This window comes from Streptomyces sp. S.PNR 29 (assembly GCF_030386795.1).
GTDB lineage: Bacteria > Actinomycetota > Actinomycetes > Streptomycetales > Streptomycetaceae > Streptomyces.
On sequence record NZ_JANUQM010000003.1, the window covers coordinates 647,999 to 669,923 of the forward strand.

Annotated in this window: 23 protein-coding genes and 1 tRNA gene; 9 read left to right on the forward strand and 15 right to left on the reverse strand. The window is 72.1% G+C overall.

The window, feature by feature from the left end:
* Positions 1-20: 20 nt before the first annotated feature.
* Both NW895_RS11790 and NW895_RS11795 read right to left on the reverse strand, forming a co-directional pair.
* Positions 21-674 (reverse strand): TetR/AcrR family transcriptional regulator, encoded by a 654-nt coding sequence (locus NW895_RS11790; RefSeq protein WP_289935372.1) that lies wholly within the window; start codon positions 672-674, stop codon positions 21-23.
* A 186-nt stretch (positions 675-860) separates the two neighbouring features.
* A complete protein-coding gene (locus tag NW895_RS11795) occupies positions 861-1,799 on the reverse strand; it encodes a diiron oxygenase (protein ID WP_289935373.1) in 939 nt (312 codons plus the stop codon).
* A gap of 92 nt (positions 1,800-1,891) precedes the next feature.
* Between NW895_RS11795 and NW895_RS11800 the strand changes: the two genes are divergently transcribed.
* Positions 1,892-2,995: a ferritin-like domain-containing protein gene (locus NW895_RS11800; protein ID WP_289935374.1), complete on the forward strand. Its 1,104-nt coding sequence runs from the start codon at positions 1,892-1,894 to the stop codon at positions 2,993-2,995.
* Positions 2,996-3,017: 22 nt separating this feature from the next.
* Here the strand turns inward: NW895_RS11800 and NW895_RS11805 are convergent, their stop codons facing one another.
* The 7 genes from NW895_RS11805 to NW895_RS11835 all read right to left on the reverse strand — a co-directional run bounded on the left by NW895_RS11805 (position 3,018) and on the right by NW895_RS11835 (position 9,904).
* The gene (locus tag NW895_RS11805; RefSeq protein ID WP_289935375.1) at positions 3,018-3,548 is read right to left on the reverse strand and encodes a DUF3291 domain-containing protein; all 531 of its coding nucleotides are present in this window, start codon (positions 3,546-3,548) and stop codon (positions 3,018-3,020) included.
* 66 nt (positions 3,549-3,614) lie between these two features.
* On the reverse strand, positions 3,615-5,090 hold the full coding sequence (locus NW895_RS11810) for a penicillin-binding transpeptidase domain-containing protein (RefSeq protein WP_289935376.1): 1,476 nt from the start codon (positions 5,088-5,090) through the stop codon (positions 3,615-3,617).
* Complete coding sequence (locus tag NW895_RS11815) at positions 5,087-6,454, reverse strand: FtsW/RodA/SpoVE family cell cycle protein (protein ID WP_289935377.1); 1,368 nt, start codon at positions 6,452-6,454, stop codon at positions 5,087-5,089. Before NW895_RS11815 ends, NW895_RS11810 begins: the two co-directional genes overlap by 4 nt.
* A gap of 47 nt (positions 6,455-6,501) precedes the next feature.
* The gene (locus tag NW895_RS11820; RefSeq protein ID WP_289935378.1) at positions 6,502-7,245 is read right to left on the reverse strand and encodes an SH3 domain-containing protein; all 744 of its coding nucleotides are present in this window, start codon (positions 7,243-7,245) and stop codon (positions 6,502-6,504) included.
* Positions 7,246-7,321: 76 nt separating this feature from the next.
* Positions 7,322-8,611, reverse strand: a complete 1,290-nt coding sequence (locus NW895_RS11825; RefSeq protein ID WP_289935379.1) for a HAMP domain-containing sensor histidine kinase — start codon at positions 8,609-8,611, stop codon at positions 7,322-7,324.
* Positions 8,608-9,333, reverse strand: a complete 726-nt coding sequence (locus NW895_RS11830) for a hypothetical protein (RefSeq protein WP_289935380.1) — start codon at positions 9,331-9,333, stop codon at positions 8,608-8,610. The genes NW895_RS11825 and NW895_RS11830 overlap by 4 nt, the downstream gene beginning before the upstream one ends.
* Before the next feature lie 64 nt (positions 9,334-9,397).
* A complete protein-coding gene (locus NW895_RS11835) occupies positions 9,398-9,904 on the reverse strand; it encodes a dual specificity protein phosphatase family protein (RefSeq protein ID WP_289935381.1) in 507 nt (168 codons plus the stop codon).
* A 100-nt stretch (positions 9,905-10,004) separates the two neighbouring features.
* Between NW895_RS11835 and NW895_RS11840 the strand changes: the two genes are divergently transcribed.
* The gene (locus NW895_RS11840) at positions 10,005-10,808 is read left to right on the forward strand and encodes a nuclease-related domain-containing protein (protein ID WP_289935382.1); all 804 of its coding nucleotides are present in this window, start codon (positions 10,005-10,007) and stop codon (positions 10,806-10,808) included.
* Between the two features lie 721 nt (positions 10,809-11,529).
* Here NW895_RS11840 and ligD read toward each other — a convergent pair.
* The gene (ligD, locus tag NW895_RS11845; RefSeq protein ID WP_289935383.1) at positions 11,530-12,411 is read right to left on the reverse strand and encodes a non-homologous end-joining DNA ligase; all 882 of its coding nucleotides are present in this window, start codon (positions 12,409-12,411) and stop codon (positions 11,530-11,532) included.
* A 57-nt stretch (positions 12,412-12,468) separates the two neighbouring features.
* Between ligD and NW895_RS11850 the strand changes: the two genes are divergently transcribed.
* Positions 12,469-13,533 (forward strand): Ku protein, encoded by a 1,065-nt coding sequence (locus tag NW895_RS11850; protein ID WP_289935384.1) that lies wholly within the window; start codon positions 12,469-12,471, stop codon positions 13,531-13,533.
* 178 nt (positions 13,534-13,711) lie between these two features.
* Positions 13,712-15,541, forward strand: coding sequence for a hypothetical protein (locus NW895_RS11855; protein WP_289935385.1), 1,830 nt, complete (start codon positions 13,712-13,714; stop codon positions 15,539-15,541).
* Positions 15,542-15,732: 191 nt separating this feature from the next.
* Here the strand turns inward: NW895_RS11855 and NW895_RS11860 are convergent, their stop codons facing one another.
* On the reverse strand, positions 15,733-16,032 hold the full coding sequence (locus NW895_RS11860; protein WP_354670085.1) for a HAMP domain-containing sensor histidine kinase: 300 nt from the start codon (positions 16,030-16,032) through the stop codon (positions 15,733-15,735).
* Between NW895_RS11860 and NW895_RS11865 the strand changes: the two genes are divergently transcribed.
* A complete protein-coding gene (locus tag NW895_RS11865; protein ID WP_289935387.1) occupies positions 15,961-16,329 on the forward strand; it encodes an FMN-binding protein in 369 nt (122 codons plus the stop codon). The genes NW895_RS11860 and NW895_RS11865 overlap by 72 nt on opposite strands.
* Positions 16,330-16,484: 155 nt before the next feature.
* Here the strand turns inward: NW895_RS11865 and NW895_RS11870 are convergent, their stop codons facing one another.
* Complete coding sequence (locus tag NW895_RS11870; protein WP_289935388.1) at positions 16,485-16,868, reverse strand: DUF4440 domain-containing protein; 384 nt, start codon at positions 16,866-16,868, stop codon at positions 16,485-16,487.
* Positions 16,869-16,931: 63 nt separating this feature from the next.
* On the opposite strand from NW895_RS11870, the gene NW895_RS11875 reads away from it, so the two are divergent.
* Complete coding sequence (locus NW895_RS11875) at positions 16,932-17,345, forward strand: helix-turn-helix domain-containing protein (RefSeq protein WP_289935389.1); 414 nt, start codon at positions 16,932-16,934, stop codon at positions 17,343-17,345.
* Between the two features lie 226 nt (positions 17,346-17,571).
* On the opposite strand, the gene NW895_RS11880 is transcribed toward NW895_RS11875, so the two are convergent.
* The 3 genes from NW895_RS11880 to NW895_RS11890 form a co-directional block, all read right to left on the reverse strand.
* The gene (locus NW895_RS11880; protein WP_289935390.1) at positions 17,572-17,985 is read right to left on the reverse strand and encodes a PIN domain-containing protein; all 414 of its coding nucleotides are present in this window, start codon (positions 17,983-17,985) and stop codon (positions 17,572-17,574) included.
* Positions 17,982-18,245, reverse strand: coding sequence for a CopG family transcriptional regulator (locus tag NW895_RS11885; protein ID WP_289935391.1), 264 nt, complete (start codon positions 18,243-18,245; stop codon positions 17,982-17,984). The genes NW895_RS11880 and NW895_RS11885 overlap by 4 nt, the downstream gene beginning before the upstream one ends.
* A 286-nt stretch (positions 18,246-18,531) precedes the next feature.
* A tRNA-Arg gene (locus tag NW895_RS11890) sits at positions 18,532-18,603 on the reverse strand.
* Between the two features lie 148 nt (positions 18,604-18,751).
* On the opposite strand from NW895_RS11890, the gene NW895_RS11895 reads away from it, so the two are divergent.
* The 3 genes from NW895_RS11895 (at position 18,752) to lysA (ending at position 21,913) form a co-directional block, all read left to right on the forward strand.
* Positions 18,752-19,276, forward strand: coding sequence for a response regulator (locus tag NW895_RS11895; RefSeq protein ID WP_289935392.1), 525 nt, complete (start codon positions 18,752-18,754; stop codon positions 19,274-19,276).
* A 141-nt stretch (positions 19,277-19,417) separates the two neighbouring features.
* On the forward strand, positions 19,418-20,491 hold the full coding sequence (nrtL, locus tag NW895_RS11900; protein WP_289935393.1) for an ArgS-related anticodon-binding protein NrtL: 1,074 nt from the start codon (positions 19,418-19,420) through the stop codon (positions 20,489-20,491).
* A 30-nt stretch (positions 20,492-20,521) separates the two neighbouring features.
* On the forward strand, positions 20,522-21,913 hold the full coding sequence (gene lysA, locus NW895_RS11905; protein ID WP_289935394.1) for a diaminopimelate decarboxylase: 1,392 nt from the start codon (positions 20,522-20,524) through the stop codon (positions 21,911-21,913).
* Positions 21,914-21,925: the final 12 nt, after the last annotated feature.

Genomic DNA, 21,925 nt, shown 5'->3' on the forward strand with positions numbered 1-21,925 from the left:
TGCGCCGTGCGGCAGCGGTGTCAGACATCCGCCGCCAGGGCCTCGACCAGCGCGGAGGTCTGCTGGTCGCGCCGCGCGGTCACCGACAGGACGGCCACGAACTGCTCGACGAGCCAGTCCCGCAGTTCCGCGGCGGGGGGCTGCTTGTCCTCGTCGAGCCAGATCAGCGAGGCCGCCTCGACCGCGGTGATCCACATGCGGATGGTCATGCGCAGCCTGGGGCCCGGGTCGGTGACTCCCAGATGGCTGTGGATGTGCTCGGCCGCGTCCCGCCGGACCCCGTCCACGATGGCCGTCGTCCGGGACGTCTCGACGACGCTCCCACCCTGGAGCAGGGCGCTGAAGCCGGCGTCGTGCTGGTCGACGAAGGCGAGGTAGCGGTCGAGGGCGCGGGACAGGCGGGGGAGGAGCGGGCCCTCGCGGGGCTCGTCGAAGCACTGCCGCAGTTCCTCGGCGGCGGACCGCAGAGCGGCCTCGTACAGCTGCTGCTTGCCGCCCGGGAAGTACCGGTACACCAGCGGCCGCGAAACCCCGGCCTGCTCCGCCACATCGTCCAGGGAGACGTCCTCCGGCGCCCGGTGCGCGAACAGCGAGAGCGCGGCGTCGAGCAACTGGCTCCGCCGTTCCTCGACGCTGAGCCGGCGGTAGGCGGGGGTGGGGGCCGAGGGCGTCATGACGTGCAGCGTAATCGGTCACAGCCCGCCCGGCCGGGCGCGGTCGTGGCACGGCTCCGGCACGGCAGCCGCACCAGCCCCCGCTGGCACGGCGTTGCACAACGGCCCCGCCGGCACCCACACGATGGCGCTCCGCCGCGGTGCAGTCGCAGCCGGGCGGTGCCTAGGGTCTGTCTGTCAGACCCTCTAGGCCAGCAGTCCCGACGACCGCCACAGCCGTCGTCCCACGCCCCGCAGCACCCCGATGTCGTCCAGGAAGTCGGTGAGCCGCTTCGCGCCCGTCTGCATGACCTCCCGCCGGTGACCGCTCGCTCTCACCTGCGCCATGGCCTGCCGCTTGTCCAGCCCGACGTTGGTGTAGACCTCGGGATTGACGAAGGCGACCGAGAAGACCCGTGCGAACTCGCCGGAGGTGACCCGGGTGAACTCCTGCGACCACTTCGGTGCCGTCACCATCTGCCGCCGCAGCTCCTCGCGCGCGTAGCGCACATGCCGCGCCTCCTCCACCACGTGGATCCGCGTCACGCCCCGTATCAGCGGCTGCACCCGCTCGTCGGGGAAGGTCAGCCGCTGCATCCAGTCCAGGACCTCCTCACCGAGCAGTGTCGCCGTGAAGGACCCGGGTGTGGTGGAGATCGTCTTGAACAGCCGCCCCAGCTGCTGGTGCACCCGGCTGACCGGGTACCACGGCGTCTCACCCCGCGCGATCAGCCGGGCGAACATCTTCGAGTGCCGGCACTCGTCCTCGATCTCGGTCAGCGCGTACCGCACATGCGCGCTCGTCGCCGCCTTGTCGTAGATGTGCCGCACGAGCAGCTGCATGAGGATGATCTCGAACCAGATGCCCAGAGAGGCGAGCGCGGCAGCCTCGTGCCGGGACAGCAGGATCCGCTGCTCCTCACCCATCCGCCGCCACAGGGGCGTGTCGTACAGCGACACCAGCTCCGGCGGCCAGAACCATTTGCCCTCCTCGAAGGGCGCGTCCCAGTCCAGCTCCTTGTCCGGGTCGAAGGAGTGCCTGGCGGACGCGTCGAGCAGCCGCTCGGCCACCTGCTCCCGGTCCTTGAGCAGGCCGAGCGCGTCGCGCAGCCCGTCGAGTGCGTCGGCTTCCGTGAGGGTCGTCATGGCTCTTTATGAGACTGCTTGTCAGCAAGCCCGTCAATCCCCTGGACGTCACCTTGTTGACCCGGCGTCTACCGCATGTGAGCCTGCGGAACATGCCGACCTTCGACCTGTACGCCACGGACCCGCCGGACCCCCGCTGGCAGGTGCCCGCGACCGGCGCGGCCCGTTTCAGCTGGGAGTACGACGACGGCCGTGACCGCCTGCTGGCCCTGTACCAGAAGGGCAAGGACAAGCAGTGGGACGGCCAGAAGCGGATCGACTGGGAGCTGGAGGTCGATCCGTACGACCCGCTCGGCACCCCCGACGAGGCGATGTCCCTGTACGGCACCAAGTACTGGGCGAAGCTCACCGACAAGGACAGGGGCGAGCTGCGCCGGCACTACGCCTCCTGGCAGTTCAGCCAGTTCCTGCACGGCGAGCAGGGCGCCATGATCTGCGCCGCCCGCATCGTCGAGTCCGTCCCCGACCTGGACGCCAAGTTCTACTCGGCGACCCAGACGATGGACGAGGCCCGCCACGCCGAGATCTACGGCCGCTTCCTGCACGAGAAGATCGGGCTGCTCTACCCGGTCAACGACAACCTCCGGGCCCTCCTCGACGACACGCTCCGCGACAGCCGCTGGGACATGCCGTACCTGGGCATGCAGGTGCTGATCGAGGGCCTGGCCCTGGCCGCCTTCGGCATGATCAGGGACACCACGGACAAGCCGCTGCCGAAGCAGATCCTGGCGTACGTGATGCAGGACGAGGCCCGCCACGTGGCCTTCGGCCGCATGGCGCTGCGGGACTACTACAGGCAGCTCGGCGATGCCGAGCTCCGCGAGCGGGAGGAGTTCGTCATCGAGGGCTGCTACCTGATGCGGGACCGGCTGCGGGGCACCGAGGTCCTTGAGAACTTCGGCATCCCCAAGGCCGAGGCCGAGGAGTACAGCGAGCGGTCAGAGTTCCTCGCCCTCTTCCGCAGGCTGCTCTTCAGCCGCATCGTCCCCTGCGTCAAGGACATCGGCCTGTGGGGCAAGCGCCTGCAGCAGGCCTACGTCGACATGGGCGTCCTGGAGATGGGCGACTCCGACCTCGACCTGCTCATGACCCAGGACGAGGAGCTCGCGGAGCAGCTGGACGCCGAGCGCTTCGCGGCGGAGGAGCGGGAGCGGGTGGCGGAGGTGCGGGCGGCGATCGACGCCGGGACCTCCTGACCCACCCGCTCACGGCGGTCCCTCAGACCGAGCAGCCCAGCCCCTCCGGGATCTCCACCGTCACCGGCTCCGCCGCCCCGGGCGGGAACGACGTGCGCAGGGTGAAGGCGTACGGCGTCGGACCGTGGGTGCGCAGGTGCAGCAGCCGGGCCTCCGCCTCCGCGACCGTCGGGCGGTGGCCCGCAGGGACCCACCAAAGGGCCGTCACCGCCTCCTGCACCTTCTCGAACCACTCGCGGCGGCGGGCCAGCATCTCCCGATGCCGCCCCTGGTACATGTACGCCGTCAGGGCGCCCGTGTCCCGCCACACCGACATGTTGACGATCAGCCACTCGTCGCCGAAGACCGCGACGTCCGTCGCGTTGCCGGAGTCGCTCTGCAGCCGCCACACGAACCCGTCGGCGGCGTCGGCGTCCGCGTTCACGGGGTCGAGGTTGTCGACGAAGTCCTTCAACTGCGGGGAGTCCAGCGGTGCCTTGAGACGGGCGATGTTGACCTGGGCGAGTTCGTACGCGGCGGAGTTCTGGGCGGGAGTCGTGGCGGGATGTGTCATGACCGAACGGTAGTTCGGGATCCGGACGGTGCGGTACCCCCCGTCTCATCCCATGAGCAGCGGCCGTCAGCGGGTGCCCTCCGGAGGTGAGTTCAGCACCGCCTCCATCACGGCCCGGGCGATCGGCGCCGCCACACCGCCGCCCGTGATGTCCCCGCGCCGCGCCGAGGCGTCCTCCACCACCACCGCGACGGCGACCTTCGGTTCCAGGTCCCGGTCGGCCTTCGCCCAGGAGACGAACCAGGCGTACGGCGTACCGGAGTTGCCGACGCCGTGCTGAGCGGTGCCGGTCTTGCCGCCGACGGTCGCGCCGGCAATTGCGGCCCGAGCGCCGCTGCCGTGCTCCACCACCGCCGTCATCAGCTGCTTGAGGCGACTGGCGGTCGACGGGAGCATCGCCTGCCGGACGGGACGTGAACCGGCCGTCGACAGGGTGCCGCCACCGGCCCGGGTGGTCCGCTCCACCAGGTACGGCGACCGCAGCTGCCCGCCGTTGGCCACGGCCGCCGCCACCATCGCCATCTGCAGCGGCGTGGCGCGCGTGTTGTACTGCCCGATCGACGACAGCGCGAGCTGCGCCCGGTCCACCGAGGTGTCGAAGGTGCTGCGCGCCACCGAGAACGGGATCCGCAGCCCGTCGTCGTTGAAGCCGAAGGCCTCCGCGGTGGCCGCCATGTCCGCCGGACCGACCCGCACGCCGAGTTTCGCGAACACCGTGTTGCAGGACCGCCGGAAGGCCTCCCGCAGCGAGGCGTTCCGGCAGCCCCCGGACGCGTTCCGCAGCCGCTTCGAGGTCCCCGGCAGGGTGTACGGGTCGGGCGAGCGGGTCCGCGTGTCGAGCCCCCCGACCAGGCCCGCGTCCAGCGCCGCCGCCGCGGTGACCACCTTGAACGTGGAGCCCGGCGGATAGGTCTGCCGGACCGCCCGGTTGAGCATCGGCTTGTCCTCGTCGGCGTTCAGCCCCTGCCACGACCGGGTGACGGACCTGCTGTTCCCGGACAGCACCTGGGGGTCGTACGACGGGGTGGACACCAGCGCCAGGATCCGCCCGGTCGACGGCTCGACCGCGGCCACGGCACCCTTGCGGGAGCCGAGCCCCTCGTACGCCGCCCGCTGTGCGGCCCGGTTGACCGTCGTCACGACATTCCCGCCCGGTTTCCGGGCGCGGCTGAGGTCCCTCCACAGCGGGAGCGGTGCGAGCAGCGGGTCGGTGCCGGACAGGATGCCGTCCTCGGCGTGCTCCAGGAACGTCGTGCCGTACACCTGCGAGGAGAAGCCGGTGACGGGCGCGTACAACGGGCCGTCCGTGTACGTCCGTTCGTAGCGGAGGTGCTCGCCGGTGTCCCGGGATCCGGTGACCGGCTCGCCGCCCACCAGGATGTCGCCGCGCGGCTGCTGGTAACGGGCGATGTCCGAGCGGCGGTTGGCCGGGTTGCCGTCGTACGCCGGGGCCTGCACGATCTGCACGCGGGCGGTGTTCACGAGCAGCGCGACCAGCAGCAGGGCGCAGAAGACGGCGGCGTACCGGATGTGCCGCGTCACGGTGCCAGCCGCCCGTCGTAACTCCGCCGGGCCGAGTCGCTCACCCGGATCAGCAGGGCCACGATCGCCCAGTTGGTGACGACCGACGAACCGCCCTGCGCCAGGAAGGGCATCGCCATGCCGGTCAGCGGGATCAGGCCGGTCACCCCGCCCGCGATCACGAACACCTGGAGCGCCACGATCGAGGCGAGCCCCACCGCGAGCAGCCGGCCGAAGGGGTCGCGCAGGGCGAGGCCCGCCCGGTAGCCGCGCTCCACGAGCAGGGCGTACAGCAGGAAGATCGCCGACAGCCCGGCCAGGCCCAGCTCCTCCCCGGCCGTGGCCAGGATGAAGTCCGACTTGACGGCGAAGCCGATGAGGAAGGAGTGGCCGAGCCCGAGTCCGGTGCCGAGCATCCCGCCCGCCGCGAACGCGAACAGGGACTGCGCGAGCTGGTTCGGCCCCTGCCCGGCGTCGATCGACGCGAACGGGTGCAGCCAGTCCTCGATCCGCCCGTGCACATGCGGCTCCAGCCGGCCGACGGCCGTGGCGCCGAGCGCGGCCAGCAGCAGGCCGACGGCGATCCAGCCGGTGCGGCCGGTGGCGACGTACAGCATGACCACGAACAGGCCGAAGAAGAGCAGCGAGGTGCCGAGGTCCCGCTCCAGGACCAGCACGCCGACGCTCACCAGCCAGACGGTGAGGATCGGGCCGAGCACGCGGCCGGTCGGCAGCTGCAGCCGCCAGATGCGGCGGCCCGCGTACGCCAGCGCGCTGCGGTTCGCGGCCAGGTACGCGGCGAAGAACACCGCCAGCAGCACCTTCGCGAACTCGCCGGGCTGGATGGAGAATCCGGCGATCCGGATCCAGATACGGGCGCCGTTCACGGCCGGGAAGAGGATCGGCAGCGTGAGCAGGGCCAGCGCGGCGGCGACCCAGACGTATGTGTAGCGCTGCAGCAGCCGGTGGTCACGCAGCATCAGGACGACGACGATGAACAGCGTCACGCCCAGTGTGGACCACACGAGCTGGGTGGGTGCCGCCCGGTCGCCCGGCGTCTGAAGGTCGAGCCGGTAGATCAGCACCAGGCCGAGGCCGTTGAGCAGCACCCCGATCGGCAGCAGCAGCGGATCGGCGTTCGGGGCCCTGAGGCGCACCGCGCCGTGCGCGACGAGCGCGAGCACGCCGAGCCCGGCGCCGTAACCGGCGGCGCCGGGTGGGACGGTGCCGTATCGGGCGAGCCCGACGGCGCAGTAGCCGTACACGGACAGCAGGACCGCCAGGACGATGAGGGCGAGTTCGATGCCGCGGCGGCGGGGGAGGCGTACGGCGGAGGCGGGGGCGGGGGTGCCCTCCCGTGCCACGGTGGTTCCGGCCTTGCTCATGTCCGGAACTTACCCAAATGGCACGCCTTGTGGGGCCAGCGTGCCGCTCAGCACTCGCGTGGCGTGCGGCGGGTTTCGATGAAGCGGGCCGGGCCCCAGGCCCAGGTGCCGTCCGCGAGGAGGTACCAGATGTTGTTGCCCTGAACGTTCTCGCCGGCGATCTGGCAGAAGATGTTGACGACATCGCCCCGGTGGACGATCCGGAGGACCTCGGAGCGGCGGGTGGGGGCGCTGCGCAGGGCCAGCGTGTCCACCCTGACGACGCCTCTGGTGAAGCGGGGGTCGGCGTCGTGGTCGTGGTCGTGGAAGTCGTCACGGCCGTTGTTCCCGTTGTTCTGGCCGGTTCCGCCGACGCCTCCGCCGTTGTTCCCGTTGCCTTGGCCGGTCCCGCCTACGCCCCCGCCGTTGTTCCAGTTGTTCCAGTTGTTCTGGCCGTTTCCGCCCCAGTTGTTGCCGTTGCCTTGGCCGGTTCCGCCGACGCCCCCGCCGTTGTTCCCGTTGCCCTGGCCGTTCCCACCGCCCCCGTTGTTCCAGTTGTTCCAGTTGTTTCCGTTGTTCTGGCCGTTTCCGCCCCAGTTGTTCCCGTTGCCTTGACCGGTTCCGCCCACGCCTCCGCCGTTGTTCCAGTTGCCCTGGCCGTTTCCGCCGCCCCCGTTGTTCCAGCCGCCCGGGCCGGGGTCGTTTCCCCGGCCGTCGCCCGCGGCGGCGGGGGTGACGGCGGCCATGGTGGCGAGAGCCCCGGCGGCGGCTGCTATGGCCAGGCGACGGGCGAGAGGGGAGCGCAGGGACATGACGGTTCCTCCATGAGGGCGAACGTGTCAAAGATGACTAATCGCCACATTAGGAGCGGGGTCCGGGCCGCGCCCCTCACACTGCGCCATCGGAGACAGCCGCCGGGGAGAGCGGGGTCTGAGGCAACGTCAGCTTCGCCACCGCCCCGCCGTCCGGCGCGTTCGCGAACTCCAGCCGGGCGCCCAGCACCTCGGCCTGCCCCACCGCGATGGTCAGCCCGAGCCCGTGCCCCTTCGCCCCGCCCTCGGTACGGAACCGCTGCGGCCCGTGCGCGACGAGGTACTCCGGATAGCCGTCCCCGTGGTCCCGCACGGTGACGACCGGCCCGTCGACGCTCAGCACCACCGGCGCCCGCCCGTGCCGGTGCGCGTTCGCCACCAGATTGCCGAGCACCCGCTCCAGCCGCCGTCGGTCCGTCTCGACACGGACGTCCCGTACGACCCTGATCTGCGTGTCGGCCCCCGACGCCCGGACCACCCGCTCGGCCAGCGGCCCCAGCCGCTCGGTGTCCACCTCCATCCGCTCCCGCCCGGTGTCGAGCCGGGAGATCTCCAGCAGGTCCTCCGTCAGGGTGCGCAGCGCGGCCACCCGGTCCCGCACCAGCTCGGTCGGCCGGCCCGGCGGCAGCAGTTCGGCGGCCGCGTGCAGCCCGGTCAGCGGGGTGCGCAGCTCGTGCGCCACATCCGCGGTGAAACGCTGCTCGGCGAGCAGCTTGCTCTGCAGCGAGGACGCCATGGAGTCCAGCGCGGCGGCCACCGCGGCCACCTCGTCCTGCGGACCCGTCGGGTCCTTCGTCCGCGGGTCGCCGACGCGCGCGTCCAGATCGCCCGCGCTGATCCGCCGGGCCACCCGGGCCGTGGCGTGCAGCCGCCGCGTCACCCGCGTCACCGCGAAGGTGCCCACGAGCAGCGTCGCCCCGATCGCCAGTGCCGACGACCACACGATGGCCCGGTCCAGCCCGTCGATGGTGCGCTTGCCCTGCGCGTAGTCGACCTCCACGGCGAGGGCCCGGCCGCCGTCGGCGGGGCCGGCCGCCCACATCGTGGGGCGCCCGTCGACCTCGGCGACCATCGTGCCGCGGTCCCCGGTCAGCGCCAGCTCCCGCAGCGGCTCGGGCAGCCCCGGGGGATCCAGGTCCGCGCCCGGCCCCAGGGTGTCCCCGGCCTCGAACGCGTCCGTCGCCTCCGCCAGCCGCTGCAGCGCGAGGTCGCGGGCCCGGCCGACGGTCTGGTTCGTCACCGAGACGTGCACGAGGGCGCCGAGCAGCGCGGCGAGCGCACAGCACATCACGGTGATGAAGACGGCGGCCTTCACGGCGAGCGTGTCGGCCCACTGGGGGAGGGCGAAAACCGGCCGGACCTTCATCGGGCGCTCGCGGAAGGGGGCGCGGAGGGGGACACGGACGGGTGCTCCGGGTGCTTCCTGCCTCCGGCGCGCCGCATCTCGTCGTGCGTGAGGAGCATCGCCCGCTGATGCTGGTCCCAGGTCCACTGCAGCCGGTACTCGTAGCCCGCGACCTCGGACGGCGAGCGGACGATCACCGAGCGCCCGGCCAGCTCGACCGCGCTCACCGCGTCCTCGTATGCCATCACCTGTATGAGCCTGTGCTTGTCCACGGTGTAGACGCGTACGGCCGTCAGGTTGCCGGGCAGCTGCCGGAAGCCCAGCGTCAGCTCGTCGCGCCCGTCGCCGGTCAGATCCCGGTAGTACGGCCTCAGGACGGGGCACGGGCCGTGGTCCGGCCCCTTGGCGCAGTAGGCCATCCGGCGGGTCGTCTCGCGGTACGGCGCGTCGGAGCCGTGGTAGTCGCCCGGATCCCCGGCGATCTCGGCCCGCACCACCGCGACCGGGTCGACCTCGCGGATGTCGTCGCCGGGCACGGCGACGCCCTTCACGGCCTCGGTGTCCACCTCGCCGATGTCGAACGCCGGACTCGACGCGGGCGTGAGGTCCGGCCAGAGCCGGGCCGGGCTGACCGCGGTCGGCGTCGCGCCGGCGCCCCGCAGCTCTCCCGCGTCCCCGCAGCCCGCGGCGGTGGCCAGGAGCACGGCGACGACGGCGGCGGTGCGGGCGCGGGGAACGGGCACGGTGCTCCTGGGGTCGGACACGGTCGACGGAGAGTGACTGCCGGCCCCTACACCCTAGGGGCGGCTACTCGGCGAGTTCCTCCAGCAACCGGGCCGTGGACAGCCCCGCCCGCAGATACTCGACGAACAGCTCATTGTGCAGCGCCCACGGCGAGCGACGGGCCCGGATCAGCCGTATGGCCTCCTCGGCGGTGCTCCCCTGCCGGACGAGCGCGTGGGCGATGACGAGGCCGGAACGGTTGTACCCGTGGTAACAGCGGACGAGGACCCTGCGGCCCGCGCTCAGCGCCTCGCACACGGCCTCCGCCAGCCGCATCACGCCCGCCAGCTGCGTCCCGTCCAGCGGCCCGTCGGGAATCGGCCACACATGGTGCTCCACGCCGGGCTCGGGTCCGTGTCCGGGCAGGCGCAGCAGGGTCTGCACAAGATCGAACTCGTCCCGCACGACGGCGAACTCCAGTTGCCCGGAGTGCGCCTGGAACTCGTGCCCGCCCATCCACAGACCGGGCACGATCTCGTTCCACGGGCTGTCCGGAGCGGGGACATCGGGTTGCCTCCTGCGGGTACGCAACGGCGCCTCCCCACCAATTGCTCCCAACTCCTCTCAAAGGTAGCCGGGTTCTTGCCCCTGGAGCACCCCGCCTGTTCCCATGGTCATGGGGTGATGGTGCATGAGTGGATTGCGCGTCATACCGACCTGGCGGCACGGCCGGGAACGGCTGTACGTCTGCCTCACGGACGGCAGGAACATCGCCTGGTACGACCGGGAGTCGGCCCGGGTCAACCTGCTCAGTGAGGGCCACAGAGACGACGTCCTGGAGGCCCTGGGGCCCTTCATCACCGGTTCGGTGACGGTGGGGCCGCCCCCCGTCCCGACCCCCGCCGAACTCGCCCGGCTGAGTCTGCACCCGGACGACGACCTGGCCCCCAACCGCCCCGGCGAGGCCCTGCTCATCGCCCTCGACCGCGACCCCGGCCCCACCCGGCGCCTCCGCCCCGACCCGCGCCGCCGGGCGCTGGCGGCGGAGCAGACGGTGGGGGAGGCCCTGGACCGCCTGGACGGCGCGGGCTGGCACGCCCTGCACTCCGTCCCGCTTCCCGGCGGCGACCGCATCCACCACCTGGTGATCGGCCCCGGAGGACTGTTCGCCGTCCACACCCTGTACGCCCGCAAGCAGCGGGTGCGGGTCGCCGACCCCCAGGTCACCCTGGGCCGCCGCGACCCCGACCCCCTCCTGCGCCGCGTCCGCGCAGACGCCGACCGCGCCTCCTACGCCCTGACGGCCGAGGTGCGCCCGGTGCTGGCCCTGGTCGGCCCGGCCGACGTGTCGGCCCCCGTGCCGGCACCCGACGTCCGCGTCCTGACGGACACCGAGCTGACGGACCTGGCACGGCTCGGGGGCATCCTGAAACCGGCGGACGTGGAGGCACTGCACGCGATGGCCAGGGACCGGAACACGTGGATGCGGGTCTGACGGCTGGGCCGGGGTGACGCCTGCTGCACGCTCGGGCGTCGATCGCGCCGCGGTTGATCACGGCCGGTGACATGGGTGGCCGGCGACGTGGGTCGGCGGCCTCGACCCGTCGGTGATCACTCGGGCTCGCGCACACGGCCGGATCCGGACTCCTTCCGGGGGCGGCAGCCTTGGCTGCGCTGACGAGAACGGCACGGGGCGTCCGGGGTGCGGCTCGGGGCGGGGCGGGGCGTGTGGCGGTGCGGCTCGGGGCGGTGGGGGGGCGTCCGGGGGTGCGGCTTGGAGCGGCGCGGGGCTTCGTTGCGGTGCCTGGAGTGGTGTGCGTCTTCGGCGGTGGCGTCCTGAAGGGTGCGCGTCTTCGGCGGTGGCGTCCAGAAGGGTGCGCGTCTTCGGCGGTGGCCGTCCGGAAGGGTGTTGCGGCTCGGGGCGGCGGTGGCGCCCTGGGGCGGGGTGAGGCCTTGGCGGCGACGCCCTGAAGGATGCGTGACCCCGGCGGCGCCGCCCAGAGCGGCTGCTCGGTGTCCGCTGCAGCGCCCAGAGCGGCTGCTCGGCGTCCGCTGCGCCGCCCGGAACGGCGTGCAGCCTCGGCGGCGCCGTGCCGGACGTCGGCCCCGTGCTGGTCGGCGGACGGCGCGGCCACGGCGGGGCCAACCGCCTGAACCCGGTCGGGGAGGGCGCTGAGGGCCCGGGGCCCGAGGCCCTGCCGCCTCGCTGCTGCCCCTCACGGCAGCGGGGCGGCACGGTCCACGTCGAGCAGCGGCGCCAGCAGATCGCCGTAGTCCTGCAGGCGCGGGGCGAGGTCGGGGGCGAGGAACGCCAGCTGCCCGGGGGAGCCGCAGTCCTCGACCTCCTTCCACGTCACCGGCGCCGACACGGCAGGCTCGGGCCGGGCCCGCAGGGTGTAGGGCGTCGCCGTGGTCTTCCGCGCGGCGTTCTGGCTCCAGTCGACGAACACCTTCCCGGGCCTCAGGCTCCGCGTCATCCGGTGCAGCACGAGCCGCGGCATGGCCCGCTCCGCCTCCACGGCGAGCCCCTTCGCGTACTCCGACACCTGCTCGGACGACGCCCCCCGCACCGCCGCCAGCAGATGCAGCCCCTTGGACCCGGAGGTCTTGGCGTACGCCTCGATCCCGTCCGCCGAGAGCCGCTCCCGCAGCCAGAGGGCGACCTCACAGCACTGCACGACACTGGCGGGCGGCCCCGGGTCGAGGTCGAAGACGAGCCGGTCGGCCTCGCCCGGTGTGTCGACCAGCCACTGGTGCGTGTGGAACTCGGCGACGAGGTTCGCCGCCCACATCAGGCTGGCCAGATCCTGCACCAGCACCATCCGCGCCGGCCCCTCCGACCGGGGCACCTCGGCGGTGGTGACCCAGTCGGGCGTACCGGGAGGCACGTTCTTGGTGAAGAACACCTGCCCGTCGTACCCGTCCGGATACCGCAGGAAGGACACGGACCGACCGTGCAGATGCGGAAGCAGTACGTCGGCGATGGTCGCGTAGTAGTGCAGCATCTCTCCCTTGGTGAACCCGGTCGCGGGATACAGCACCTTCTCCAGATTGCTGAGCGCGACTCTTCGCCCCTCCACCTCTGTGATCGGCGCCATACGATGAGAATCTCACGAAAATTGGAGAAAACGCTCGAACCGGATCCAGTGGAAAGGGTGCTGCACGTGAGATCCATCTGGAACGGCGCCATCTCGTTCGGCCTGGTCAGCATCCCGATCAAGCTGGTGAACGCCACCGAGAGCCACTCGATCGCCTTCCGCCAGATCCATACGGAGGACGGCGGCCGCATCCGCTACCGCAAGGTCTGCGAACTGGAGGAACGCGAGGTCACCCAGGCGGAGATCGGCAAGGGCTACGAGGACGCGGACGGCACGATCATCCCCATCACCGACGAGGACCTGTCCCACCTGCCCATCCCCACGGCCAAGACGATCGAGATCGTGGCGTTCGTCCCGGGGGACCGGATCGACCCGCTCCAGATGGACGCGGCGTACTACCTCGCGGCCGGCGGGGCACCGGCGGCCAAGCCGTACACCCTGCTGCGGGAAGCCCTCAAGCGCAGCCAGAAGGTCGCGATCGCCAAGTTCGCGCTGAGGGGGAGGGAACGCCTCGGCATGCTCCGCGTGGTCGGCGACGCCATCGCCATGCACGGGCTCCTGTGGCCGGACGAGGTCCGCGCACCCGAGGGCGTCGCCCCGGACGCCAACGTCACCGTCCGCGACAAGGAACTGGACCTCGCCGACGCCCTGATGGACACCCTCGGCGAGATCGACCTCGACGACCTCCACGACGAGTACCGCGAGGCCCTGGAGGAGGTCATCGCGGCGAAGGCCTCCGGCGAGGCCCTGCCGGAAGCCCCCGAACCGGTGGCGGGCGGCAAGGTCCTCGACCTGATGGCGGCGCTGGAGAACAGCGTGCGGGCGGCGAAGGAGTCGCGAGGCGAGGAACCGGCGGAGGAGGCCGAGGTCCAGCGCATGCCGCAACGGAAGACGACTCGCGCGACCCCCAAGGAGACGGCCGGGAAGAAGTCGACCTCCACGGCGAAGAAGACCGCGGCCAAGAAGGCGACGACGGCGGCGAAGAAGTCGACAGCCAAGTCCCCAGCCAAATCCACGGCCAAATCCACGGCCAAGTCGACGGCGAAGTCGGCCCAGGACGCGAAGAAGACACCGGCGAAGAAGACGGCGAAGAAGACGACGCCCCGCAAGCGCAGCGCCTGACCGGCCTCAGCGTCTGACCGGCCTCAGCGTCTGACCGCCGTCAGTGCGGGCCGCGCACGTCCCTCGCCGCACAGCAAATCCACTGACGTGTAAGGATGATGTGCATACGATCAGACTCTCCGGTCACATTCTTCACAGGCTCACAGGGGCGAGCCTGACTCAGGTGGGGGATCACACGATGCATCAGGGTTCTGCCAGGCCGCGCCGCCATGGCCGGCGGCACCGCGCCGCCGTCCTTGCCGTCGCCACGCTGGGCGCCGCGGGCTTAGGCCTGGTCGGCATTCCGTCCGCGGTGGCCGCCGGCAGCGCGGCGTCGGCCGCGGGGGAGGCGTGCACGCCGACGGCGGGCTTCGAGAGCTGCCGGCTCTTCGACCCGACGAAGACCGTACAGCGGTTCACCGTTCCGTCGGGCGTGACCAAGCTCGACGTACGGGCATGGGGGCAGGGCGGCGCCGGCCACGCCAAGGCCTTCGGGGGCGCGGGGGCCTATGCCGCCGGAGTACTGGAGGTCACCCCCGGCGAGACGCTGTCCCTGGCGGTCGCCGGACAGGGCTTCGGCGACGCGCTCGGCGGTGCCGCGGGCGGCGGTGCCGCCACGGCGGGCGGCAACAGCAGCGGCATCCGCACCAGCACCGGCGAGGCGCTCCTCGTCGCCGCCGGCGGTGGCGGCGTGGGCGGTGACACGTCCGTCACCAGCCAGGCGGGCGCCGGCGGCGCCCGGAACGGCCAGGACGCCTCCGACACGGGCCGCGGCGGCAAGGGCGCGACCGGTGGCACCGGCGGTGCCGGCACCGGCACCGGCAAGGCGGGCGCCGACCACTCCAAGGGCGGCGGTGGCGGCGCCGGCGGTACCGGCCGCTACGGCGGTGGCGGCGGCGGTGCCGGCTATGCGGGCGGCGGCGGGGGCACCGGCGCGGACGCCTCCGACGCCAAGGGAGCCACCGGCAGCGGCGCCGGCGGCAGCAGCTACGCCCACCCGGGCCGGGTGACCGACGCCCGTCTCGTGGGCGGCAGCGGGCGCCTGGCGCCCGAGAGGACCGACCCGTTCTGGTCCGGAGCCGACGCCACGGTCCCCTCCGGCGTGGCCGAGGGCGGTGTCCACGCCGCTGGCGGCAACGGCCGCATCGTGCTTCAGTGGGGCACTCCGGCGGTCGCGGACCTGAGCCAGGTGTCGGGTGCCGACCAGACCGTCGAGCCGCACGGCGCGTTCGAGCCGGTCGCCGTGGCGGTCCGCGACAAGGACGGCAACCCGCTGAAGGACATCAGCGTGACCTTCACGATCGACGACCCGGACAAGCTCGGCGTGACCTTCGACGAGCCCGGCCACGAGCGGCAGGTCGCCGTCGCGACCGACGCCCGGGGCCGCGCCGAGTCGCCGTACATCCTCGCCACCGGCACCGAGGGCGAGTTCACCGTCCGGGCGACCGTAGAGGGCGCGTCGACGGTCTTCACCGCGCGGGTGAAGAAGCTCGGGTACGACGTCACCGCCGCCGAGGGCGACGGGCAGCAGGCCCGGAAGGGCGAGTCCTTCGCCGACGCGCTCCAGGTCCTGGTGACCGAGTCGGGTGAGCCGGTCGCCGACGCGGAGGTGGAGTTCCGCGTCGAGGACGACGACAAGGACGCCCCCCGCTTCGACGGCGAGGACCGGATCGTCCACGTGACGACCGACGGCGACGGCAAGGCCACGGCACCGACGCTCGTCGCCGGACAGGCGAAGGGCACGTACACCGTCGTGGCGGCCTCCGCGGGCGTCGAGGCCACCTTCACGGTCGAGGTCGTCACCGCCAAGACCTCACCCTCGCCCTCACCTTCGGCGACACCGAGCTCGGGCACCGGCGCCACCAGCGACGACTCCGGCACCTCCACGAACGGCGGAGCCCTGGCCGCCACCGGCGTGGGCGGCAGCCTCGGCGCCCTGCTGGCGGCGGCCGCCGCCATGGCCGCGCTGGGAATCGGAGCGATCCGGTTCGCCCCGAGGCTGCGGTCGGCCTTCCGGTCGCACGACTGACGGACCTGCGGGACACGGGTGGTGTGGCTCCGGCCGCACCACCCTTGCGCGCGTCCGCCGCACAGCACGGTGAGGTCCTCCGGGGCGATGTGAGGATCGTGACGCGGCCGGGCGCGACGAGGGCGGTGGCGCTGAGCACGGCGTCGATGGTCGTCCGACGCTGAGAGACGCCGCTGCTCGGCCCCGGTCGCTTACTCGACGGCCCGCGGAAGCCGCACCGCGAACGTCGTCGACCCCGGCGCGCTCCGCAGGCTCACGCTCCCACCGTGTGCCTGGGCCACCGCGGCGACGATCGACAGGCCGAGGCCCGCGCCACCTCCCACGTCCTTCGTGTGGCGGTCGGCACGGGTGAACGGTTCGAAGACGCCTGGCCGGATGCCCTCGGGGACGCGGGATGTACCTGGGGGGGCTCGGCCCTGGTGCTGTGGTTCCGCATCCTCACCCCGGTCCGGCTGAACCTGCGGCACCGGCTGCGCGTCGAGTCCGTGCACAAGGATGGGGCGACCACGGGTACGAGGACCGTCACCGGCGACTCGGTCCAGACCCGCTGGGGCCCCGTCCAGGTGCGGATCACCGTCGAGGACGGCAAGCTCACCGATGTGACCGCCGTCGTCCACCCCACGGAGAACCCGCGGGACCAGCAGATCGACAGCTACGCGGTTCCCCGGCTGAGGGCCGAGGCCCTTCAGGTGCAGAGCGCCGACATCGACACGGTCTCCGGCGCGACCTGTACGAGTGAGGGCTACCGCCGGTCACTCCAGTCCGCCCTGGACGCGTCGGGCGGCTGAACACACCGGCGTCGCCCGTGCGGCCGGAGTCGTCGGGGCCGCGCGTACCCGTGCACGACGGCGGGGGACCGCACGGAGGCCGACACCGACGCCGGACTGGCCCTGCGCGCGCCGGCCACACCCTCGGCCGGGCTCGCCGCGGCCTGGAGGGCTGCTCAGGGGAGAACGGTGCCGAAGGGGTTGTCGATGGCGTACCGCCAACGGCCGTCCGAACCCCGCCGGGCGACGTCGGTGGCAGTGCCTTCGACGTGCACCGCCTGTCCTTCCCGGTCGGTCCCCTCGATGACCCAGTCGACTATCAGCAGCGCCAGGTCTCCGTTGCGGTACACGTGCCGCGGACGGACCGAGATGGGGACTCCGAGCTTCTGGAGGCGGCCGTTGGCGGCGTGCAGATCCGGGCCGGTCGCCGGCGTTCCCGGCTGCGGGACCAGCACCGCCGAGTCCTCGTAGACCTGCGCCAGCGCGGCGGCGTCGCCGCTGTTGAACCGCTCGGCGAACACCGCGGGCACCTCTTCGGGCCGATCGGCCAGTTCTCGCATGATCGACAGACGTCCTTCCGCGCCGGGAGAATCGAATCGCCCGACACGTTAGGAGACGATCTCGTGACTCACCGAACGGTTGGTCACCCGGCAGGGCTCCCCGACGACCCGCGCGCGAATGTCACCGAGCCCACCCAGGAGTGCCCCGTGGAGATAACGCTGGCCGCCCTGCACGGCCGCTGGACGACGCTGGTGATGCGCGAACTGCTGCGCGGCGACCGCTCCTACAGCGAGCTGCGCACGGCCCTGCCCATGGTGTCGGACAAGGTTCTGTCCGACCGGTTGGCACAGCTCGGCGAGGCCGGCGTCGTCGACCGCGACCGCCGACCGGGCTGGCCACCGCGAGTTCGCTACACGCTCACCCCGAGCGGACACCGCCTCGGCCCCGTCCTCCAGGCCCTATGGGACTGGGGGGCGGAGGCCTCGGCACAGAACAGCGGGGCTGAGAACAGCCGTGCGACGAGCCCCCTTCGCTGACCGGTCGGGCCCGGCCATCTCACTTTGCGGCGATGCCATCTGCACACGGGTCCTTGGGCACCTCATACAAGGTGCACCGGCAGGATTCAAACCTGCGCACACGGCTCCGGAGGCCGAACCATTCCCCGTCGTTCTCGCAGGTCAGAGCATCATCTGATGCTTCGTGAGTGCGATCCCGGGTATGTCCCGCGATGGTGGAATGCGCCGTTCATTCCAACTTTGGGCGTCAGACCTTGATGACAGTGGCGCGTGTTCCGCATAGAGCCGCGAGGTCTTCCGGGTCCGAGGTGAGCACGGTGACGGGCCCCGGGGCGGTGAGGGCGGTCGCGCTGAGCATGGCGTCGATGGCGTACTTGTGCCCGTGCAGGCCGGCATCGGTGAGCAGGGCGGCGGCATGGCGCGCGACTGCGTCGGTGACCGGCTCCACGACGAGGCGGGAGAGTGTCCACTCCAGGGCCGGGCGGTTGATGCGCGGGTGGACGACTTCCACCAGAGTGGCCGCCGACGTGATCACACGCAGGTCATCGGCGCGTGCCAGGGCGAGCCAAGCGGTGACTGCGCGGTCGCGCAGCACGGCCTTGGCCAGCCCCTCGCTGTCGAGTACCAGCGTGCCGCCCGGGGCGGCAGGGGAGCGTGTCAAGCCGCGCTCGCCTCATCGCCGGTCTGCTGTGCGCGTGCCTCGTGGAGCTGGTCGCGCAGGGCCTGGACCTCGTCCTCGGTGATGGGACCGTGTTCTGCCTCGGCGACCTGGATGAGATCGTTGAGATTGTCACGCTCGATCTGGCGGGCGACGGCGGCGGCGACGTAGGCGGACAAGCCGGAGGGGCCGCTGCGAGCCCGGGCGGCTTCGGCGATGTCCCGGGGCATCGTGATCGAGTACTTCTGGGTAGGCTCACTCATGCCCTTTATGCTACTGCGGATGCTACCGCCGTGCGGCGAGGCGACTGTCCGCTCTCCGGGGCGCTGACAGCCGAGGTCGAGCAGGTGTACAGCGTCGCTCGCCATCGCCAGGCGGGCCCGCGCCCTTTCCCGGACCTCACCTGCGGCAATGCCCCAAGATCCCGTCCACGCCTCGTCCACAGACCTCGACATACAGCCGCTCCGAACGGCACACGCCTGCACATACGCGAAGACCCCGTCTCAGCGAAAACGCTGATGGCGGGGTCTTTGGGCACCTCATGCAAGGTGCCCCCGGCAGGATTCGAACCTGCGCACACGGCTCCGGAGGCCGTTGCTCTATCCCCTGAGCTACGGGGGCGTGTCGGTCGCGGTGTTCGCGGCGACGGGTAGAACACTACCAGCTTCTGCGGCATGGTCATCAACGGGTTTCCAGCAGGTCGGGTTGGCCATGGGCCGTTGCAGGTCGGGTTGGTCATGGGGCGTGGTCCGGCGTCGGGCGCGGGGGCATGGGTCGCCCGCAGGGGGTGGAAGTGGGGAAAACCCGGACGCGGTGGCCGGGCTCGACCTACTCTCGAGTTGTGCCAGGCGCGTCGGGTCGGGTGCTTGTTGTGGACGACAACAAGGTCATCCGGCAGTTGATCAGGGTCAACCTTGAGCTGGAGGGCTTCGAGGTCGTGACCGCGGCCGATGGTGCCGAGTGTCTGGATGTCGTTCATCAGGTGCGGCCCGATGTGGTCACCATGGATGTCGTCATGCCCAGGCTGGACGGGCTCAGAGCCGCGGCCCGGCTGCGTGCGGATCCGCGGACCCGTGACCTTCCCCTCGCCATCGTCAGCGCCTGTACGCAGTACGAGGTCGAGACCGGCCTGGACCTCGGCGTCGACGCCTTCCTGGCCAAGCCCTTCGAGCCCGCCGAGCTCGTACGCCTCGTACGGCGGCTGGCCGAGCGGAGACGGGGCGGGGAGGGGCAGAGGCAGGGGAGCGGTGAGGTGGCAGGGCAGATCGAGCGGGCCGGGCAGGCCGGGGGGTGAGTCCGCACCCGGGTGCCCCACGGTTGCCGAGGTCACCTGCCTGCGGAGTGCCTGGGGACGGTGCCCACCCGCCGTCCACATCCCGGACTTCCACCCAAACCCGTTCGCTTACCCGACCCCCTCCTCCCATACGCTTGTCCCGTGACCCCCGTCGAACTCTCCGGCACCGTGCTGCGCGCGGTACGTCGCGCTGTCGACGAGGGGGAGCTGAGCGTGGCCGTTCCCGCACGGGCGGTGGTCACGCCTCCCGGGCCCGGGGGGTGCGGTGACTACGCCACCAACATCGCCCTGCAGCTCGCCCGCCCGGCCGGGCAGCCGCCCCAGCGGGTCGCCGAGATCCTCCGGCCGCGCCTCGTCGGCCTCGACGGCATCGCCGATGTCGTCGTCACCGGGCCGGGGTTCATCAACATCAGCCTGCGCGACACGGCGCCCGCGGCCCTCGTGGCGCAGATCCTCCGGCAAGGCGAGGGATACGGACACGCCGACGCCCCCACCGGCCGGACCGTGCGGCTGCACTGCCCCCACGAGGTCCGGGCCCTCGTCGTGATGAACGCCACCGCCCGCATCCTCCGCTCCCAGGGCGCCCTCGTCCGCACCAGCTGCACGGCCCCTCCCGAGCCGGAGTGGGTCGAGCTCCTGGGCGTGGGCGTCGACACCCACGACGCCCCCCTCGACACCGACATCGACACCGACATCGACGTCGAGTTCGATGTCGGACTCGACGTGCGTCCCGTCCCCGCACCCGCCGACCCGCTCCCCCTCGGCCGTGACGCCGCCCGCTGGGCGCTGCTCCATCCCGCCCCGCACGACCGGCCCCGGATCACCGGCGAACACCTGGTCCAGCGGGAGACCAACCCCCTCTTCCGCGTCCGTTACGCCCACGCCCGTACCCGGGCCCTCCTGCGCAACGCCGCCGACCTCGGGTTCCACCCGGAGCCCGGCCCCGTGAGCGAAGCTGAGGCACTGCTCACCGCCCTCGCCGACCACCCCCGCGTCCTCAGCGCCGCCGCCACCCACCGCACGCCCGACCGTCTCGCCCGGCACCTCGTCACCGTCGCCGATGCCGTCCTGCCGCTCCTGCCCGCCGTCCTCCCGCGCGGGGAGGAGAAACCCTCGGCCGCCCACCGCGCCCGGCTCGCCCTTGCCGAAGCAGCCGGGACGGTGCTGGCCGGCGGCCTGTCCCTGCTCGGTATCGACGCCCCCGACCACCTCTGAAGAAGAGACACAGAGAGCACCGGAAGAACCATGAGCCGTTCCGCACACCCCGCCGGGCCCCGTCACGCCGATGTCCTTCCCGAGGGGCACTACTCCGCGCCCCCCGCCGACCTCAACGCCCTCGACCCGAAGGTGTGGGCCGAGACCGTCGACCGTGCCGCCGACGGCGTCGTCACCGTCGGAGGCATCCCCGTCACGCGGCTCGCCGAGGAGTTCGGCACCCCCGCCTACGTCCTCGACGAGGCCGACTTCCGGGCCCGCGCCCGCGCGTGGCGCACCGCCTTCGGGGCCGACGCGGACGTGTTCTACGCCGGCAAGGCGTTCCTGTCCCGGGCCGTCGTGCGGTGGCTGCACGAGGAGGGGCTGAACCTCGACGTCTGCTCCGGCGTGGAGCTCGCCACCGCCCTCTCGGCCGGCATGCCCGCCGACCGCATCGCCTTCCACGGCAACAACAAGTCCGCCGAGGAGATCACCAAGGCCGTGGAGAGCGGCGTCGGGCGGATCGTTCTCGACTCCTTCCAGGAGATCGCGCGGGTGGCGCACATCGCCTCGTCCCTGGGCAAGCGGCAGCGGGTCCAGATCCGTATCACCGTCGGCGTCGAGGCCCACACGCACGAGTTCATCGCCACCGCGCACGAAGACCAGAAGTTCGGGATTCCGCTGGCCGGCGGGCAGGCCGCGGAAGCCGTGCGGCGGGCGCTTCAGCTCGACGGGCTCGAGCTCATCGGGATCCACAGCCACATCGGGTCGCAGATCTTCGACATGTCGGGGTTCGAGGTCGCAGCCCACCGGGTCGTCGGGCTGCTCAGGGACGTCCGCGACGAGCACGGCGTGGAGCTGCCCGAGATCGACCTCGGTGGCGGGCTCGGGATCGCGTACACGAGTGACGACGATCCCCGCGAGCCGCACGAGATCGCCAAGGCGCTGACCGAGATCGTCACCCGGGAGTGCGAGGCCGCCAAGCTGCGCACCCCCCGTATCTCCGTGGAGCCGGGACGGGCCATCGTCGGGCCGACCGCCTTCACGCTCTACGAGGTCGGCACCATCAAGCCCCTCGACGGGCTGCGCACCTACGTCTCCGTCGACGGCGGCATGTCGGACAACATCCGGACCGCGCTGTACGACGCCGAGTACAGCGTCGCCCTGGTCTCCCGTGTCTCCGACGCCGAGCCGATGCTGGTGCGCGTCGTCGGCAAGCACTGCGAGAGCGGCGACATCGTGGTGAAGGACGCGTTCCTGCCGGCCGACCTGGCACCCGGTGACCTGATCGCGGTCCCGGCCACCGGCGCGTACTGCCGTTCCATGGCCAGCAACTACAACCACGTGCTGCGTCCGCCGGTGGTCGCGGTCAAGGACGGTGAGGCCCGGGTGATCGTCCGGCGTGAGACGGAGGAGGACCTTCTGCGTCTCGACGTCGGATGACGGATCCCAGCG

Bases quoted from the DNA above. Each gene is read 5' to 3' on its own strand.
- NW895_RS11790 (WP_289935372.1), bottom strand. From the start codon at position 674: ATGACGCCCTCGGCCCCCACCCCCGCCTACCGCCGGCTCAGCGTCGAG.
- NW895_RS11795 (WP_289935373.1), bottom strand. From the start codon at position 1,799: ATGACGACCCTCACGGAAGCCGACGCACTCGACGGGCTGCGCGACGCG.
- NW895_RS11800 (WP_289935374.1), top strand. From the start codon at position 1,892: ATGCCGACCTTCGACCTGTACGCCACGGACCCGCCGGACCCCCGCTGG.
- NW895_RS11805 (WP_289935375.1), bottom strand. From the start codon at position 3,548: ATGACACATCCCGCCACGACTCCCGCCCAGAACTCCGCCGCGTACGAA.
- NW895_RS11815 (WP_289935377.1), bottom strand. From the start codon at position 6,454: ATGAGCAAGGCCGGAACCACCGTGGCACGGGAGGGCACCCCCGCCCCC.
- NW895_RS11820 (WP_289935378.1), bottom strand. From the start codon at position 7,245: ATGTCCCTGCGCTCCCCTCTCGCCCGTCGCCTGGCCATAGCAGCCGCC.
- NW895_RS11825 (WP_289935379.1), bottom strand. From the start codon at position 8,611: ATGAAGGTCCGGCCGGTTTTCGCCCTCCCCCAGTGGGCCGACACGCTC.
- NW895_RS11840 (WP_289935382.1), top strand. From the start codon at position 10,005: ATGAGTGGATTGCGCGTCATACCGACCTGGCGGCACGGCCGGGAACGG.
- ligD (WP_289935383.1), bottom strand. From the start codon at position 12,411: ATGGCGCCGATCACAGAGGTGGAGGGGCGAAGAGTCGCGCTCAGCAAT.
- NW895_RS11855 (WP_289935385.1), top strand. From the start codon at position 13,712: ATGCATCAGGGTTCTGCCAGGCCGCGCCGCCATGGCCGGCGGCACCGC.
- NW895_RS11870 (WP_289935388.1), bottom strand. From the start codon at position 16,868: ATGCGAGAACTGGCCGATCGGCCCGAAGAGGTGCCCGCGGTGTTCGCC.
- NW895_RS11885 (WP_289935391.1), bottom strand. From the start codon at position 18,245: ATGAGTGAGCCTACCCAGAAGTACTCGATCACGATGCCCCGGGACATC.
- NW895_RS11895 (WP_289935392.1), top strand. From the start codon at position 18,752: ATGGGTCGCCCGCAGGGGGTGGAAGTGGGGAAAACCCGGACGCGGTGG.
- lysA (WP_289935394.1), top strand. From the start codon at position 20,522: ATGAGCCGTTCCGCACACCCCGCCGGGCCCCGTCACGCCGATGTCCTT.